Consider the following 17,421-nt stretch of genomic DNA (forward strand, 5'->3'; position numbering starts at 1 on the left):
CCTGCTTTAAATATTACGCGCCTGTTTTTTGCGCTGTTGCTTCAGCACGTTGCATTTGCTTATCCGCTGCAATTACGAATGGAACATAAAGCAATACTGCAATTGCTAAGTTTACTACTTGAAGTACAATACCCATTACGTCTCCACCTGTTACAATCCATCCACTCATGATTGGTGGTGCTGTCCACGGTGCAATCGCAACCGTTTTTGATACCCATCCCCATGAAATTGCGAAGTAAGATGTTAATGATAAAACTAATGGTGTAAGGATAAATGGAACAAGCATCATTGGATTTAATACGATTGGGAAACCGAACATTACTGGCTCGTTGATATTGAATAGACCAGATGGTGTTGCAAGTTTACCTACAGAACGTGCTTGATTTGATTTTGCAAAAATCAGTACTGCAATTAATAATGCTAATGTTGTACCTGATCCACCCATGTATACGAATGCGTCTAATAATTGCTTCGTTACAAGGTTAGGAACATCTGCTGCATTACCTGTTTCACCGAAAACTTTAATATTTTCTTCAATTAACGGTAAGTAAATCGGATCGATAAGACCACCTAAAATGTTTGAACCGTGTAAACCGAAGAACCATAAGAAATGGTTTAAGAATGCAATAAGTAATAATGCTGGTAATGAATCACCAAAGCCTTGTAATGGTTGCTGAATTGTCGTAAATACCCATGTAAATACGTTTCCACCGCTTGTTGCGATAAAGTATTGAGCAAGACCTGCAATTAATAATACCGCCATACCTGGTAATAACGCTGCGAAAGAACGCGCTACTGCTGGTGGTACACCGTCTGGCATTTTAATTGTAAAGTTCTTTTGAATTAAGAATCGGAAAATTTCTGTTACAAAAATCGCTACGAATAATGCTACGAATAAACCTTGTGCACCTAAATACGAGAATTGAATACCAAATGTATCATTTCCTGTTAATGGTGAGAAAATAACGAATACACCAATTGATAATGCGGCTGCCGACATACCGTCTACGCCGTATCCTTTTGCAAGGTTATAGGCAACTGTACCGGCAATTAATAATCCCATAATTGCAAATGAACCAGTCCAGATGTTACCTGCGATTGCGTTATACCCATTGTCTGCTAACCATTTTGGCCATCCATCAATTGGGAAATTGTTGAATAATACGGCTAACGCCCCAGCGATGATTAATGGCATGATTACCATGAATCCATCACGAATTGCAACTAAGTGACGTTGCGCTCCAATCTTACCAGCTACTGGAATAAAATACTTTTCAAGAAATTGAATCATTTTATCCATTGTTCTGACCTCCTAATACATCATTTTTTTAATGTGCTATTTTTTCACTAAACCTACTGCATGCTCTAATACTGCTTCTCCATTTAACATACCGTAATGTAAAGAGTTAATTACCTCTACTGGGATGTTATTGAAGTCTTTAGACATTTGTTGCATTTGAGATAACATGTAACGAACTTGTGGTCCTAATAATACAACATCGGCTTCGCTCATATTGGCACGAGCTGCGTCTCCTGCTACTGCCCAAATCTTTCCTTCCATTCCTTTGGCTTTTGCAGCCGCTTCCATTTTTGTTACTAGTAAACTAGTAGACATACCTGCTGAACAAACTAATAAAATATTCATGTTAGTAGACCCCCTGATACCTTTTATTGTTTCAAATAATTTTTACTTACCCCTGAATAATGCAAGTACCGTGCCAACTTTCCAACACACTGTAAAAACAATTACATTTTTTCGTTAAACTAATGTTTTCCCCATTATTTTTACCATTTTGCACTATTCTCTTTTATACTCACACTATAATGCAACTATCGTGCCAACTTTTGCAGAAGATTGATATTTTTTATAAAAAATTAGCGAAAATTCATCAAAATCCTAGTTTACCAACATTTTTTGGTATCTACTTTTTTTAATGTTTTTTTGCTTCCATTTTCCCTCTTCACCAGTGTGTTAACGCTTTCTTTAGTGTGTTATCGCTTTCATTATTAGTGTGTTCCTTTTCCTGCCTCCTTTCTTTCTAGATGAACACACAAATACTAAACACAACACGTTGTTTAGACATCTGTATTCATCCTTCCCTTTTTATATATGCAAAAATAAATGATACTTGCCTACGTATCATTTATTTTTTTCCATACAATGCTTTCCTTTACATAAAGAAAAGCATCTCTTTTCCATAAAGAGATGCTTTTGTATTTACCTTATCCTAAGAATGCTTTTAACATCCAAACATGTTTCTCTAAGTCTGCATAAATGTCTGCTAACATACCTTCTGTCACATCATCACCTGTGTTACCCGCAATTTCAATTCCCTCTTTTAACTCATCTAACATTTTCTCAAAATCTGCTGCGATTGCTTGTACCATTTCTTCAGCTACTTCATTGTTTGTTGCTTCTTCAATAGAAGCAACTGCTAAATATTCTTTCATCGTTGCAACTGGCTGTCCACCTAATGTAAGAATACGCTCTGCTAATTCATCAATATGCGTTGCAGCTTCTCCGTAGAACTCTTCAAACTTCTCATGTAATGTGAAAAAGTGTGGTCCTTTTACATACCAGTGGTAATTGTGTAACTTCACAAATAATACGTTCCAGTTCGCTACCTGCTTATTTAATACATCTACAACTTGTTTATTCATCATTCATACCCCCGAATTTTATATATTTATTTTCTTATTTAATAATTATTATAAACTAATATTAATTCCTTTTAAATAAAAAGTCAAGGTTAAAAAGAGATTTTTCTAGAAATTGTCACGATTATCTTCCCCATTTTTGTCACATTTATACAAAAATAACCGTCCAAGAATTGGACGGTTATACCCATTTGTTTGACATATCCTTGTACGTACTGACATCAATAGTACGAGGGGGGTGTGTAATACGCGTATACTCTTCACGCAATATCTTACGAAAAAACTTTGTCTGGTTAATTTCTTGACCGTATTTCTTTAAATATTTATCTTGAAGCTCCTTCAACATTTCGATTTCTTCCTCTTCTAATCGGATCGTCATTGTTTTTGGCATACATATCCCTCCCTCTTAACCGTAACAAATAGCAATGAAAAAGGGTGTAGAACGGCGGAAAATTTCTTGTTTTTTCTTGTCCTATTTTCGCTCATATTCATATTGATTGATGATTATTCTTCTCTCTTCATACAAAAAAGCACGCTTTCTCTCATCAAAAGCGCGCTTCTTTCTTCTATATTATACTGCTTGATTTAACGATTGCTCTAAATGTTCACGTACAAATCGTGCAATCGTTATATCTTGATGACTTTCTAATTCAACATGCTTTGTGCCAGCGGCTTCATAAATACGAAAAGCAACTTCATGTTCCTCTTCTTTAAAATGAATCGTCACTGTATATGTATTATTCGTACTTTCTGTACATTTTAATAATCTCGCATCTGTTTTGCGTAATGTTTCTTCGATTTTATGTTTGATCTCCATTCTCTTATCCCCTCTTCAATTTCTGCATTATTCCCCATCTTGTTTACTACTATTCGACATGCATTCGTATATTCCTGTTAAATCACCACTTAATGAAAACCCTTTCATTTATTTATGGGCCTTCACATGAAAAGTCCCTTCTACATGATGATAAATCATCATGTACAAGAGACTTTCAATAAGCGCGCCCAAAGGGATTCGAACCCCCGACAGACATGGTACCGGAAACCACCGCTCTATCCGACTGAGCTATAGGCGCATGGAATATACGATGCTAGTGTATTGCATATGGGTATTATATCTCGCTATCAGCCTTAGGCGCAAGTATAAAAACTCTTTTCCCTCCGCCTGTTTAGACATACTTACAAGTAACTTTTCTCCTTTTTAGGAAAGATAACGTATGACCACGTGATAATCGTATCTATTACGAAAATAACTCCCCATATTTGACTAATACGACTTGCACCTTCATGTTTAACAATTCCTATTCTTCCCCATTCCATCCACTCACTTATTGGAATAAGGCCGTATGTAAAGAAAAAGAAAACATGCACACCGATAAAGGCGAGAACATGAACACCCCATTGCTTTAATTCTCGCTTTGCATACGCCCATCCTGTCAATTCCACGACCTCTTCCATTACTGGTGGTTCTTGACCACGCTGCTTCGCTACCCTCTTCTGTACAAAGAAGTCTAGCTTACGTAAATCCTTCTTCCCATAAATAATTGCATACAGTAAAATAAGAGCAATAACCATTTGGAACTGCGAAATCGTCCCCGTCTCCACATAATCAATAACTGCTAACGTCAAGATAAATAATTCATTTATTAATAGAACAATTCCAGCTATGAAACTAGCTTTCTTTAATTGAAACATATAGCGAAGAGCAAAGAATCCTATAATAGAAATCCAAAAGATAATTTCAGCTCCAATTAAAAAATACCAACGATAATCTACAAGTATATCCATCTCTTTACATCCTTTCTGTAATAATCTCTTATTTGATATATTCATCATACAAGGTTACGTAACGTCACCTACAAGCCTTTTTTATTAATTTTATTCTTTCTACAGGACAAAAAATTGTCGAAAAGCTAGTTTTTTTCATCATTTTAAAGATATATGTTTAAAAACGAGGAATTCGGTCATTAATGAAGAATAGTGTACATATTGTCGAGCAGTTTTGTTTGACCTTTATTGACCTTAGTTGTATTATTAAGATACATCATTTTAACCTTATATAAGGAGGAGAAAAAATGAATTTAATTCCTACAGTTATTGAACAAACAAACCGCGGTGAACGTGCATACGATATTTATTCTCGTTTATTAAAAGATCGTATTATCATTCTTGGAAGTGCAATTGATGATACTGTGGCAAACTCAATTGTGTCACAATTATTATTCTTAGCAGCTGAAGATCCAGAGAAGGACATCTCACTTTACATAAACAGCCCAGGCGGTTCAATTACAGCTGGTATGGCAATCTACGATACAATGAATATGATTAAACCGAACGTATCAACAATTTGTATCGGTATGGCTGCATCAATGGGAGCATTCCTATTATCTGCAGGTGCAAAAGGAAAGCGTTATGCTCTTCCAAACGCAGAAGTAATGATTCACCAACCACTTGGCGGTGCACAAGGACAAGCAACAGAAATCGAGATCGCTGCGAAGCGCATCTTATTCTTACGCGACAAGTTAAACCGTATGTTAGCTGAGAACACAGGACAACCTCTTGAAGTAATCGAGCGTGACACAGATCGCGACAATTTTATGACGGCTGATCGTGCAGTAGAGTACGGATTAATCGACAAAGTATTAGTAAAAGCCTAATAATGATAAAGGAGTTGCCACATACGAAATGGCAACTCCTTTTTTTGAAACACTCTTCCATCACTTTATGAAATATTTAGAAAACCGACTAAGTTGTCAGCCATCTGGCCTCATTTCTTTGCTACAGATTCTCCTATACGTAATTTCTCAGCAAGTTCATCAATTTTGCGAAGGCGATGATTAATACCCGATTTACTAATGCTTCCCGTACTAACCATTTCGCCTAGTTCTTTCAAGGTCACATCTTCATACTTTACACGTAATTCGGCAATCTCACGCAACTTGTCCGGCAAAATGTCTAATCCAACCGTTCGCTCAATATAGCGAATGTTTTCGATTTGGCGTAATGCCGCACCAATCGTTTTATTTAGATTAGCTGTTTCACAGTTCACTAAACGATTTACTGAATTACGCATGTCACGAACGATACGTACATCTTCAAAGCGCAGCAATGCGTTGTGTGCTCCGATAATATTTAAGAATTCTGTAATTTTTTCTGCTTCCTTCAAATACGTAATGAATCCTTTACGGCGCTCCAGCGTCTTACTATTCAATCCAAACTCATTCATCAACTCACAAACAGCTTGATTATGCTCTTTGTATAGGGAGAAAACCTCTAAATGATACGAAGATGTTTCCGGATTATTGACGGATCCACCAGCAAGAAAAGCACCTCTTAAGTACGAACGTTTGCAGCACTTCTTACTAATTAAGTTTGGTGCAATATTATGAATTAACGTGAAGCCACCAGCTTCTTTAATTTGTAAATCTTCTAAGATTATACTCGTATTCTCCTTTAGTCGAACAATATACACATTGTTCTTCTTCAGACGCATCTTCTTACGAACTAATAGTTCGACAGATACATTGTAAATTTTCTTCAACAACGTATATATACGTCTTGCGATAGCCGCATTTTCCGTTTGAATATCAACAAGCAAGTGACGGTTCGAGAAGGATAAAGAACCATTCATTCGAATTAATGCGGATAACTCTGCTTTCGAACAACATGCTTTTGCCTCTAAATTCGTAAGCTCTTTCTTTGTTTCCGATGCAAAGGACATCTTTTCTCACCTGCCTATTCTTTTTTATTATGTCTAAACGGTACGATACCCCCAATCACAATTGGGGGTATTCCATCTATTGCTTTAATAACGAATACAATAATTTTGCTACCTTCGTCGTATCATGACGAATCACTCCATTATGATGCGTAAGAATACGATCATGAACAATCTCTAGCCCTAGTCCCTTTAATTCCTTTACATCATAAATAACCGGTCGCGATAGCTCTTCTTTGTATTTCTTTATAATTTCTTCTGGTACTTCTTCATCATTTACTAAAACATAATCAATGAAAGGACAATCTAAATGGTCATATAATGCACGAACATGATCACTCGCCGAATAATCTAATGTTTCTCCCGCTTGCGTCATGACATTACATACATATGCTTTCTTTGCTTCTGAATCTTTCACTGCCTGACCAATCTTCGGTACAAGTAAGTTTGGTAAAATACTCGTATACAAACTTCCCGGCCCAATAACAATTAAATCAGCACGTCTAATTTCTAGCAGTGCATCTCGAAGTGGTTCTACTTTTTGCGGTGTTAAGAAGACGCGCTTAATCTTCTTTCCTGAGAACGGAATTTTCGACTCACCTGATACAAGCGTTCCATCTTCTAGCTCTGCATGCAAAATGATACTACGATTCGCTGCTGGAATAACACGACCACGTACGTTTAATACTTTACTTAGTTCACGCACTGCATGGAAGAAATCCCCCGTAATATTCGTCATTGCAGACAGCATTAAATTTCCTAATGAATGGCCACTTAGGTCCCCACCTGTCTCAAAACGATGTTGCATTAATTCTTCTAGTAAAGGTTCTGTATCAGAAAGTGCTACAAGTACATTTCGAATATCACCTGGAGGTGGAATCTTTAATTCACTTCGTAATCTTCCCGAACTTCCTCCATCATCTGCTACCGTTACAATTGCAGTAATATCAACTGGATATTTTTTTAACCCTCTAAGGAGAACAGATAGCCCTGTTCCGCCACCAATAACGACAATTTTCGGTTGACGTGTCTTCGCCATAACGATTAATGTCCTTTAATCTTCTCGATATCTCGGTGAGATACGTGTGTCTTATATTCGTTAGAGAAATGCTTTCCAAGATATTCAGTCAATGTAACAGAACGGTGCTGTCCACCTGTACATCCAATCGCTAGTACAAGTTGACTCTTTCCTTCTCGTTTATAATGCGGCAGCATAAATTCAATTAAATCTAATAATTTCTCCAAAAATTTATGTGTTTCATTAAATTTCATCACATAAGAAGATACTTCTTCATCCAGTCCTGTCATCGGACGCATATGTTCAATGTAAAACGGATTTGGTAAGAAACGTACATCAAATACTAAATCAGCATCGATCGGTACACCATGCTTAAATCCAAACGACGTTACGTTAATTCGGAATACTTCTGGCTTATCAACAGAGAAGTATTGAATAATACGCTCACGTAACTGCTTCGGCTTTAGATCAGACGTATCAATTGTGAAATGTGCTCGCTCTTTCACCTCATGTAATAGCTCACGTTCTAACTGGATACCTTTTAAAGGTGAATCCGAAGAAGCAAGTGGATGCGAACGACGTGTTTCTTTGTAGCGTGTTACCAATGTCGTATCTCGCGCATCTAAAAATAGAATACGAGGTACAATCCATTCGTTTTCTCCTAATTGATCTAGAGCATCACAAATTTTGTCAAAAAATTCTCGACCACGTAAATCCATTACAAGGGCTACCTTGTTCATCTTTCCATTTGATTCCTTCATTAATTCTAGGAACTTCGGAAGAAGTGTAGGTGGTAAATTATCTACACAGAAGTATCCCAAGTCCTCTAAACTTTGTATTGCTACTGTCTTTCCAGCTCCAGACATACCTGTAATAATAACTAAGCTAACATCTGAACTCATTTTCTAACATCCTCCTCATCGCTCTTATACTTTTTAACTTGGATCTAAACGATACGAGAGTAATTCAAAATCTGGCGTGTAGAAGAATGTACCGTAAATGATGCCTCTTCCTTGCAGCATATAATCAATAATATGATAATCACCAGGCGCCATCGGTAATTCTTGTACCTCATCTTTGTCGTGCCATGCTAGAATACCTTCTTCACATACCTCTTTGTTATCTCCATCGAATTGCGTCGCCAAGAAAGAGAACATCATCCATTCTGATACGACTGTATCTCCTTCTTTAATGACGATAGTAAAGACACCTTTTAACATAGGGTCTTTAATATAAATGCCTGTTTCTTCACGATATTCACGTGTAACAGCTTCGCGGATTGATTCACCAAGCTCCATCTTTCCACCTGGAGCTACCCACCAATTACGACGTGGCTTTTGAAGAAGTAACACTTTATTGTCTTTATATAGCACACAGTTTGTTACTCTCTGCATATTTCCACCTCATCTGAAAAGAAATCATTCTTTCACTAGTCTTCCTTTCATTATACTATCAAAGAAAACAAGTAACAATGAAGCAAACAATACATATGCAAGATTATCTCTTCCATATGACAAAAGAAAACTGACTCAAAAGATTGAGTGCCAACCTTTTGAGTCAGTTTCTTATTTACCTTCTTGTAACGATTCCATCAATGATTCGATGTAGTGTTGTGCACTTTGTGCTGCAATACTACCATCACCAGTTGCTGTTACGATTTGACGTAACATCTTCTCACGAATATCACCCGCCGCGAAAATACCAGGTACTTTCGTCTCCATGTTATCATTTGTTTCAATATAACCATTTTCATTCATAATACCTAAGTTCATGAATGGTTCTGATAGTGGAAGCATACCGATATAGATGAAAGCGCCATCTGCTTGGAAGTTTTGTTCTTCTCCATTGTTTACATCAACTAATGTTACGCTACCCACTTTTCCATTACCGTTATCGTTAATTTCTTTCACTGTATTGTTCCAGATGAATGAAATTTTTTCATTTGCAAATGCACGGTCTTGTAAAATCTTCTGTGCACGAAGTTGGTCACGACGGTGAACGATTGTTACTTTTGATGCGAAGCGAGTTAAGTATACGCCTTCTTCAACGGCTGAATCTCCGCCACCAACAACAACTAATTCTTTATCTTTGAAGAATGCACCGTCACATACTGCACAGTAAGAAACACCGCGTCCGCTTAATTCTTTCTCGCCAGGAACACCTAACTTCTTGTATTGTGCACCAGCAGCAATGATAACTGCACGAGCTTTGTATTCTTTCGTTCCAGCTTGAATTGTCTTGTATTCTTTGCCATCGGTAATGCTTTTAATATCCCCGTATGCATATTCTGCACCAAATTTCTTCGCATGCGCGAACATTTTATTTGATAATTCAGGTCCTAAAATACTTTCATAACCAGGATAATTTTCTACATCTTCTGTGTTTGCCATTTGTCCACCTGGCACTCCACGCTCAATCATTAATGTGCTTAAATTCGCACGAGATGTATACACAGCCGCTGTCATTCCAGCTGGTCCAGCTCCAACGATTACGACATCATAAATTTTCTCTTCCATCATTTTCACTCCTTACTTAGTTTCGATCTATATCCTATTCTTCTTATATGAATATTCATTACCTTCCATCCATTTCATTATAACACTCGTTGAAATACGATAGCAAAAGGTAGGATTAGTGTACCCACGGTTCTTTTCCTTGCTTAGTCATATCCAATTCCGTAACCATTTCCCATGCTCGTTCTGCCATACGAAGATTGCCAACTTCATGTGCTGAATACGCTAACCAATAATAGAAATTCATATCTCCATCATATCCTTGCGCTTTTAAAGAACGTAACCATTTATATGCTAATTCATATTTACCAACCACACCGAACGTGATTCCTAATTTCAAGCGATGATCCGCTAGAACTGGATATATATTTTCTAGACGTTCTATCAATAAATCCGATTGTTTTATACGACCAATGTTACGTAAAAACAGGCTCATATTACACATACCATGTAAATTACCTGGATTCTTCTCCAATAATTCATCAATAACAAAGAGCGCCTCGTCTATTTTTCCCAATTGAAATAAAGCAATTGCCAAGTTATTTTGTGCTGACCAAAATTCTGGGTAGTCCTTTATAATCTCTTCTAATAAGACAATTGCTTCTTCGAACTTCCCTTCACGAACAAGGTCATTTGCCTCTTCTTGCTTCACAATCAATTCATCTTCAAATGAATACTCTTGTTCTGTTTCTTCTATACTTAAAAGCTCTAACAGCTCTTCTGTCTCTTCGATGAATTCCTCATCCTCTGCATGCTCTAAATAATGTTCAGCATGCTTCTTCGCCTCTTCAAATAACCCTAAGTGAGCATAGTTATTCGCCATGAAGTAATAAAGTGCATGATAGTCTTCCACTTGTTCCTTCACTAATCCATGGTAAATCTTATTTGATTTATAATATTCTCCCACTTCCGTCAATGCCGCTGCTAATTGGCATGACATATAAGGCGTTGCACCTTTCACTCCTACTGCCCTCTCAAAAAACTTAATAGCACGATACACTTCATTTTTGTTGTAACGCTTCATTCCTTGTTCATATAAAAAACGAGCAGATGGCGTGAATGAAATAATATTATCATCTTCCCAATGTGTCTGTTTTTGATTCGCCATTCGTTCCTCCAATGTCTATAAATATAGCTTCATGTAGTATATCATACTTCTAGCATGAATTGAGTATTTCCTCACTACACAGCACCATTTTCCAATAACATGGCAAAAAAAGAAAATAGCCTTATAAAATTACTTATAAGACTACTCTTCTGTTGCGAATGATTTAATCATTCTTATACTATTTCAATCTTTTATAGAATTCTCTAACAACTATGATGAGTTTCCCTAAATTGTTATCACTTATTCTTTAACAATCTGTAATAAGTCACTCATTTTCTCTAACATATAATCCGGATTATACGCTTCTAAATACTCTCGTCCTTTTACTGTCCATGCGACAGCCGCTGTCTTTGTTCCAGCGCGCTGACCACTTACGATGTCGTGATGATTATCACCAACCATAATCGTTTCTTCTGGCTTTGCATGTAATAACGTTAAGGCTTTTTCCACTGGTTCTGGATGTGGCTTTGCATTCTCTACATCGCCAATCGTCACCACAACTTCAAAGAAATGATGTAGCCTCGCTAACTTCATTCCCATATCAACAACAGGTTGCGCTTTTGTTGTGACAATCCCTAACTTATAACCTTGTTCATGCAACGTTTTAATTGTTTCATACACTGTCTCGAACTCTTCAACTAACTCATCATGATGTTCGATGTTGTGTTTGCGATAACATGCCACAAGCTCATCTGCCTTTTCGCTATCGATATTCGCAAATGATCCGTATAAAGGCTCTCCAAAGAACGGAACGACATCTTCTCGCTTGTATTTACCAGGATAATACGTTTCTAATGTATGTAGAAACGACTGCATAATCAATTCATTTGTATTAATTAGTGTTCCGTCTAAGTCAAAAAGAAGTGTATTGATTTTCATCTGTCTATCCCTTCCTGTCTCTATATTAAGAAAATAGGATGGCTACACACCATCCCATTTTTTACTATGCATCTAAATAACGGACTGGTTCCTTACTCATTTTTCGACGAATGACAAGCAGAATAATTCCAGCCACTACCGTGACTAATGAAATTACTTGCGCCACACGTAATGCTTCCGTCAACATTAAACTATCTGTACGAAGTCCTTCAATGAAGAAACGTCCGATAGAATACCAAATTAAGTACCCAAGGAAAATTTCACCTCGACGAAGGTTCACTCGGCGTAAATATAGTAGCAAGAACAACCCAATAAGATTCCAGAGCGATTCATATAAGAACGTCGGATGATAGTATGTACCATTTATGTACATTTGATTGATGATAAAATCAGGTAAATGTAACCCTTCTAGGAATTCTCTTGTTACAGCCCCACCATGCGCCTCTTGATTCATAAAGTTTCCCCAACGGCCAACAATTTGACCAATTAAGATACTTGGTGCCGCAATATCTGCCAGCTTCCAGAATGACAGACCTTTCTTCTTACAGAAAATATATCCTGTTACAAAAGCTCCGATTAATCCACCGTGGATGGCAAGTCCGCCTTCCCATACTTTAATGATATCTTTTGGATTTGCCGCATAATGATCTAAGTTAAATAGAACATAATAAAGGCGAGCACAGATAATTGCAATCGGGATTGCGTATAACACTAGGTCCACAAAGATTTCTTTATCCATCCCTAAGCGCTGTGATTCGCGAACAGCTAACCAAAGGCCAAGCATTGCTCCGAATCCAATTAAGAATCCGTACCAATATACTGTCAGTGGTCCAATTTCAAACATGACCCGATTTAACGGTTCAATCTTGTCTACCATTTATTTTAGCCACCTTTCTCCCCATTTTCCTTCTATTAATTATTGCTCATCGTGATCGACATTTAGCGCATTCGATAAACGATTCGCGAATTGTTGCGCCGCATTCATTCCCATACGCTTCAAGCGGAAGTTCATCGCAGCCACTTCAATAATAACTGCTAAATTTCGGCCTGGACGTACAGGAACCGTTAATCTCGTTACATCAGTATCCAAGATTCGCATTTTTTCTTCATCTAATCCTAGGCGATCGTAGTTTTTCTTTGAGTCCCAAAGTTCTAAATTCATAATAAGCGAGATGCGCTTATGATTACGTACACTCCCTGCACCGAATAACGTCATAACGTTAATAATGCCTAGTCCGCGAATTTCAAGTAAATGTTCAATTAATTCTGGAGAAGAACCAATTAACGTATCATTCTCATCTTGACGAATCTCTACACTATCATCAGCTACTAAACGATGTCCACGTTTTACCAATTCAAGAGCTGTCTCACTTTTACCGACACCACTTTGTCCAGTAATTAACACTCCTACACCATACACATCTACTAATACACCGTGCATTGCTGTCGTTGGCGCTAACTTCCCTTCTAAATAATTCGTAATACGGCTGACAAGACGTGTTGTCTTCAAAGATGAACGAAATACAGGTACATGATTTCGCTCCGATGCTTCTACTAATTCTTTTGGTACCTCTAAATCCCTCGAAACAATAATTCCAGGTGTTTCGTCACAACAAAGGCGTTCCATAATGTCTTTCTTCTGTTCATCACTTAAATAATTTTTGAAAAACGAAAGCTCTGTCATCCCTAAGATTTGAATACGATCTGCTGGATAATATGTAAAAAATCCGGCTATTTCTAAGCCCGGACGAGAGATATCACTCGTCTCAATCGGTTTCGTGATACTTTCTTTTCCACTAACTAACTCTAATTGAAACTCTTCCATTACGTTATTCATGCGAACTCTAGCCATCATTGACCTCCATCTGGATGTATCGCGTACAAGTGTACGAACATCTTTTACTACTAAGTATTAACGTATCATTACTTAGGTATGATACCTACTGAAACAACTTATCCTCTATTTTATCATCTTTTTCCATCCGATGAAACAACACAAAAAAATCATCCTTTAGACTATGATACAAAGGATGATCTCTTCATTATTTCTTTTCTGATAAAGGTCGAACGATTATTTTTTGAACTGCAAAATTTAGGATTGATAACATAATCGCAGCTCCTAACGCCATGCCAAATCCTGAAATTTCAAATGCACTGCCCATTAAGCTATCCGCAATTAACAACGTTATCGCATTAATGACAAATAGGAAGAATCCTAGTGAAAGAATCGTTACCGGTAACGTTATTAAAATAAGGAATGGCTTTACCAACACATTTAAAATTGATAACAAGAAGCTCGCCATTACCGCTGTCCATACATTTTGCACAAAAAATGTATCTGGGAAGAATCCAGCTATAACAAGTAATAAAACACTATTTACTAAAACTGATAATAACCATCTGATCATCTCTATACCCTCTCGATCTTCTTTACATACTCGTACAATGTACCTCTGTCCTATAGTATATGTCCGCAACCACTAGAAATGATACTGGGTACATATGTATTTCTTCTTTTCTCTATTGTACCTTACTTTGTCCGATGGCTAAAGAGGCTTTTCTCACTTTACAGATGAAGTTAACTTTGTCGCCAAGACGACTCCCTCTATTCATAAGAAAACCTACAGAAATGTATTCTGTAGGTTCATTCATCTATTTCGACATACATTCAATTTCTTGCAAGCGACTCTCCATTTTTCCTTTGTCACGTTCAAGAACAATGTTTAAATATTTACCCGTATGGGATGCTTCTACTTTCACGACTTCTTCCGGTGTTCCAGTGACAACAATTGTACCACCTTTGTCACCACCATCTGGGCCTAAATCAATCATGTAGTCAGCTGTCTTAATAACATCTAAATTATGCTCAATGACTAATACTGTATCCCCGTTATCAACAAGACGTTGCAATACTTTCAGTAAGCGAGCAATGTCGTCTACGTGAAGGCCTGTTGTTGGCTCATCTAAAATGTATAACGTACGCCCATTTGAACGACGATGTAACTCAGAGGCTAACTTCACACGTTGTGCCTCTCCACCTGACAATGTTGTCGCTGGTTGACCAAGTGTAATATAACCTAACCCAACATCTGCTAACGTCTGTAACTTCCGCTTAATTTTCGGGATGTTCTCAAAGAACTCTAGCGCATCTTCAATCGTCATGTTCAGCAATTCTGAAATATTCTTCTCTTTGTACTTCACTTCTAACGTTTCACGGTTATAACGTTTACCATGACACACTTCACACGGTACGTACACGTCTGGTAAGAAGTGCATTTCAATCTTGATAATACCGTCGCCACGGCATGCTTCACAACGTCCACCTTTAACGTTAAAACTAAAGCGACCTTTCTTATAGCCACGTACTTTCGCTTCATTCGTCGCCGCGAATACATCGCGAATGTCATCAAATACACCAGTGTACGTCGCTGGATTCGAACGAGGTGTTCGTCCAATTGGTGATTGGTCGATATCAATTACTTTCTCTAGATGCTCCATCCCTTTAATTTCTTTGTGTGCACCTGGCTTCGCTTTTGATCTGTATAGATATTGTGCTAACGCTTTATATAATACTTCGTTAATTAGCGTACTTTTTCCTGAACCTGATACACCTGTTACCGCAACGAATGTACCTAATGGGAAGGATGCTTTAACATTCTTCAAATTGTTTTCTTTTGCACCAACGATGGCAATTTCACGTCCATCTCCTTGGCGTCGTTCTGTTGGAACGGAAATGAACTTTTCACCTTTTAAATACTGACCTGTTAGCGACTGAGGATTATTCATTACTTCCTCTGGTGTTCCTGCCGCAATAATTTCTCCACCGTGAATACCGGCACCTGGACCAATATCAATTAAGTAGTCTGCAGCTAACATCGTATCTTCATCATGCTCTACGACAATTAACGTATTACCTAAATCGCGCATATTTTGCAGCGTATAAATTAAACGGTCGTTGTCACGCTGATGTAGTCCTATAGACGGTTCATCTAAAATATATAATACGCCCGTTAAACGTGAACCAATTTGTGTCGCAAGACGAATACGCTGTGCCTCTCCACCTGATAACGTTCCTGCTGAACGTGAAAGCATTAAATAATCTAGACCGACATTAATTAAGAAGCCTAATCGTTCTTGGATTTCACGTAAAATAAGGCGCGCAATGCTCATTTGCTTCTCTGTTAGCTGCAATGTCTCAAAGAAATCGTATGCTTCTGCGATGGATAACTGTGTTACATGACCAATATGCTTATCATTAATGAATACAGCCAATGTTTCTGGCTTTAGACGATACCCTTTACACTTTGGACACTTTTGCTGAGCCATGTATTTCTCCATCTGCTCACGAATGTAATCAGATGATGTTTCACGGTAGCGACGTTCAATATTGTTCATCACACCTTCAAACGTAATCTTTCCTTCGCGCACTTGGCCGAAGTCGTTCTCATGGCGGAAGTAAATTTCTTCTTTTCCGCTTCCATATAACACTTTATCCATTAGTTCTTTTGGAATATCCTTCACCGGCATATCCATATCAATACCGTAGTGTGTACATACCGCTTCTAATAATTGCGGATAATATTGCGAACTTGTCGGTTCCCACGGAGCAATTGCATGCCCTTTCAATGACTTCTCCCAATCAGGAATAACAAGCTCCAAATCCACTTCTAACTTACTACCAAGCCCATCACAAGACGGGCAAGCACCAAATGGGCTATTGAACGAGAACATGCGAGGTTCTAATTCACCGATTGAGAAGCCACAGTGTGGACATGCATGGTGCTCACTAAATAGAAGCTCTTCTTTTCCAATAACATCAACTAAGACACGTCCATCCGCTAAGCGTAATGCCGTTTCTAACGAATCTGCTAGACGAGAAGCGATACCATCTTTCACAACAATACGATCAACAACAACTTCAATGCTATGTTTCTTGTTCTTCTCTAATTCAATCTCTTCACCGACTTCATGCATCTCGCCATCAATACGTACACGTACATATCCTTGCTTCTTAATATCTTCTAACACTTTCACATGCGTACCTTTTCGCCCCGACACGATAGGTGCTAACACTTGAATTTTCGTACGCTCTTCATATTCCAAAATACGATCAACCATTTGCTCAATTGTTTGTGATGTGATCTCGACACCGTGTGTTGGGCAAATAGGCGTTCCAACACGTGCATATAATAGACGTAAATAATCATAAATCTCTGTTACCGTACCAACTGTCGAACGTGGGTTACGGCTCGTCGTCTTTTGATCAATTGAAATAGCAGGTGATAGGCCTTCAATCGCATCGACATCAGGTTTATCCATTTGCCCTAAAAATTGACGTGCGTATGCAGATAGAGATTCAACGTAACGACGTTGCCCCTCTGCATAAATTGTATCAAAGGCAAGGGACGATTTTCCCGAACCTGATAATCCAGTTACGACTACTAATTTGTCGCGTGGAATTGTTACATCTATGTTCTTTAAATTATGTGCGCGTGCACCTTTTACAATAATATGTTCCATTGCCATC

18 protein-coding genes and 1 tRNA gene are annotated in these 17,421 nt (G+C 37.9%); 1 reads left to right on the forward strand and 18 read right to left on the reverse strand.

Annotation, left to right across the window (positions count from 1 at the left end; genetic code table 11):
- Nucleotides 1-13: 13 nt before the first annotated feature.
- The 7 genes from IEV41_RS16875 to IEV41_RS16905 form a co-directional block, all read right to left on the reverse strand.
- Nucleotides 14-1,300: a PTS sugar transporter subunit IIC gene (locus tag IEV41_RS16875; RefSeq protein WP_188389673.1), complete on the reverse strand. Its 1,287-nt coding sequence runs from the start codon at nt 1,298-1,300 to the stop codon at nt 14-16.
- 36 nt (nt 1,301-1,336) lie between these two features.
- On the reverse strand, nt 1,337-1,645 hold the full coding sequence (locus IEV41_RS16880; protein WP_188389674.1) for a PTS sugar transporter subunit IIB: 309 nt from the start codon (nt 1,643-1,645) through the stop codon (nt 1,337-1,339).
- A 578-nt stretch (nt 1,646-2,223) separates the two neighbouring features.
- On the reverse strand, nt 2,224-2,661 hold the full coding sequence (locus tag IEV41_RS16885) for a Dps family protein (protein ID WP_188389733.1): 438 nt from the start codon (nt 2,659-2,661) through the stop codon (nt 2,224-2,226).
- A gap of 178 nt (nt 2,662-2,839) precedes the next feature.
- On the reverse strand, nt 2,840-3,049 hold the full coding sequence (locus IEV41_RS16890) for a hypothetical protein (protein WP_188389675.1): 210 nt from the start codon (nt 3,047-3,049) through the stop codon (nt 2,840-2,842).
- A 180-nt stretch (nt 3,050-3,229) separates the two neighbouring features.
- Complete coding sequence (locus tag IEV41_RS16895; protein WP_188389676.1) at nt 3,230-3,475, reverse strand: hypothetical protein; 246 nt, start codon at nt 3,473-3,475, stop codon at nt 3,230-3,232.
- Between the two features lie 183 nt (nt 3,476-3,658).
- A tRNA-Arg gene (locus IEV41_RS16900) sits at nt 3,659-3,734 on the reverse strand.
- 103 nt (nt 3,735-3,837) lie between these two features.
- Nucleotides 3,838-4,446 (reverse strand): hypothetical protein, encoded by a 609-nt coding sequence (locus tag IEV41_RS16905; RefSeq protein WP_188389677.1) that lies wholly within the window; start codon nt 4,444-4,446, stop codon nt 3,838-3,840.
- A 287-nt stretch (nt 4,447-4,733) separates the two neighbouring features.
- Here IEV41_RS16905 and clpP point away from each other — a divergent pair, with 287 nt between their 5' ends.
- A complete protein-coding gene (gene clpP / locus IEV41_RS16910) occupies nt 4,734-5,315 on the forward strand; it encodes an ATP-dependent Clp endopeptidase proteolytic subunit ClpP (RefSeq protein WP_188389678.1) in 582 nt (193 codons plus the stop codon).
- Between the two features lie 110 nt (nt 5,316-5,425).
- On the opposite strand, the gene whiA is transcribed toward clpP, so the two are convergent.
- The 11 genes from whiA to uvrA all read right to left on the reverse strand — a co-directional run bounded on the left by whiA (nt 5,426) and on the right by uvrA (nt 17,420).
- Nucleotides 5,426-6,379, reverse strand: a complete 954-nt coding sequence (gene whiA / locus IEV41_RS16915; protein WP_188389679.1) for a DNA-binding protein WhiA — start codon at nt 6,377-6,379, stop codon at nt 5,426-5,428.
- 76 nt (nt 6,380-6,455) lie between these two features.
- The gene (mgfK, locus tag IEV41_RS16920) at nt 6,456-7,415 is read right to left on the reverse strand and encodes a gluconeogenesis morphogenetic factor MgfK (RefSeq protein WP_188389680.1); all 960 of its coding nucleotides are present in this window, start codon (nt 7,413-7,415) and stop codon (nt 6,456-6,458) included.
- Between the two features lie 5 nt (nt 7,416-7,420).
- Nucleotides 7,421-8,296 carry an RNase adapter RapZ gene (rapZ, locus tag IEV41_RS16925; protein ID WP_188389681.1) on the reverse strand — a complete coding sequence of 292 codons (876 nt, stop codon included), beginning with the start codon at nt 8,294-8,296 and terminating at the stop codon, nt 7,421-7,423.
- Between the two features lie 33 nt (nt 8,297-8,329).
- The gene (locus IEV41_RS16930; RefSeq protein ID WP_188389682.1) at nt 8,330-8,788 is read right to left on the reverse strand and encodes an NUDIX hydrolase; all 459 of its coding nucleotides are present in this window, start codon (nt 8,786-8,788) and stop codon (nt 8,330-8,332) included.
- A 171-nt stretch (nt 8,789-8,959) separates the two neighbouring features.
- Nucleotides 8,960-9,913 carry a thioredoxin-disulfide reductase gene (gene trxB, locus IEV41_RS16935; RefSeq protein ID WP_188389683.1) on the reverse strand — a complete coding sequence of 318 codons (954 nt, stop codon included), beginning with the start codon at nt 9,911-9,913 and terminating at the stop codon, nt 8,960-8,962.
- A gap of 112 nt (nt 9,914-10,025) precedes the next feature.
- Nucleotides 10,026-11,015: a tetratricopeptide repeat protein gene (locus tag IEV41_RS16940; RefSeq protein ID WP_188389684.1), complete on the reverse strand. Its 990-nt coding sequence runs from the start codon at nt 11,013-11,015 to the stop codon at nt 10,026-10,028.
- Nucleotides 11,016-11,255: 240 nt separating this feature from the next.
- Nucleotides 11,256-11,894, reverse strand: coding sequence for a pyrophosphatase PpaX (ppaX, locus tag IEV41_RS16945; protein WP_188389685.1), 639 nt, complete (start codon nt 11,892-11,894; stop codon nt 11,256-11,258).
- 64 nt (nt 11,895-11,958) lie between these two features.
- Nucleotides 11,959-12,771 carry a prolipoprotein diacylglyceryl transferase gene (lgt, locus tag IEV41_RS16950; protein WP_188389686.1) on the reverse strand — a complete coding sequence of 271 codons (813 nt, stop codon included), beginning with the start codon at nt 12,769-12,771 and terminating at the stop codon, nt 11,959-11,961.
- 39 nt (nt 12,772-12,810) lie between these two features.
- The gene (hprK, locus tag IEV41_RS16955; RefSeq protein ID WP_188389687.1) at nt 12,811-13,746 is read right to left on the reverse strand and encodes an HPr(Ser) kinase/phosphatase; all 936 of its coding nucleotides are present in this window, start codon (nt 13,744-13,746) and stop codon (nt 12,811-12,813) included.
- A 190-nt stretch (nt 13,747-13,936) separates the two neighbouring features.
- A complete protein-coding gene (locus IEV41_RS16960; protein WP_188389734.1) occupies nt 13,937-14,299 on the reverse strand; it encodes a phage holin family protein in 363 nt (120 codons plus the stop codon).
- A gap of 247 nt (nt 14,300-14,546) precedes the next feature.
- The gene (uvrA, locus tag IEV41_RS16965; RefSeq protein ID WP_188389688.1) at nt 14,547-17,420 is read right to left on the reverse strand and encodes an excinuclease ABC subunit UvrA; all 2,874 of its coding nucleotides are present in this window, start codon (nt 17,418-17,420) and stop codon (nt 14,547-14,549) included.
- Between the last annotated feature and the right edge of the window lies 1 nt (nt 17,421).

The organism is Priestia taiwanensis, from assembly GCF_014638355.1.
GTDB classification, from domain to species: Bacteria; Bacillota; Bacilli; order Bacillales; family Bacillaceae_G; genus Priestia_D; species Priestia_D taiwanensis.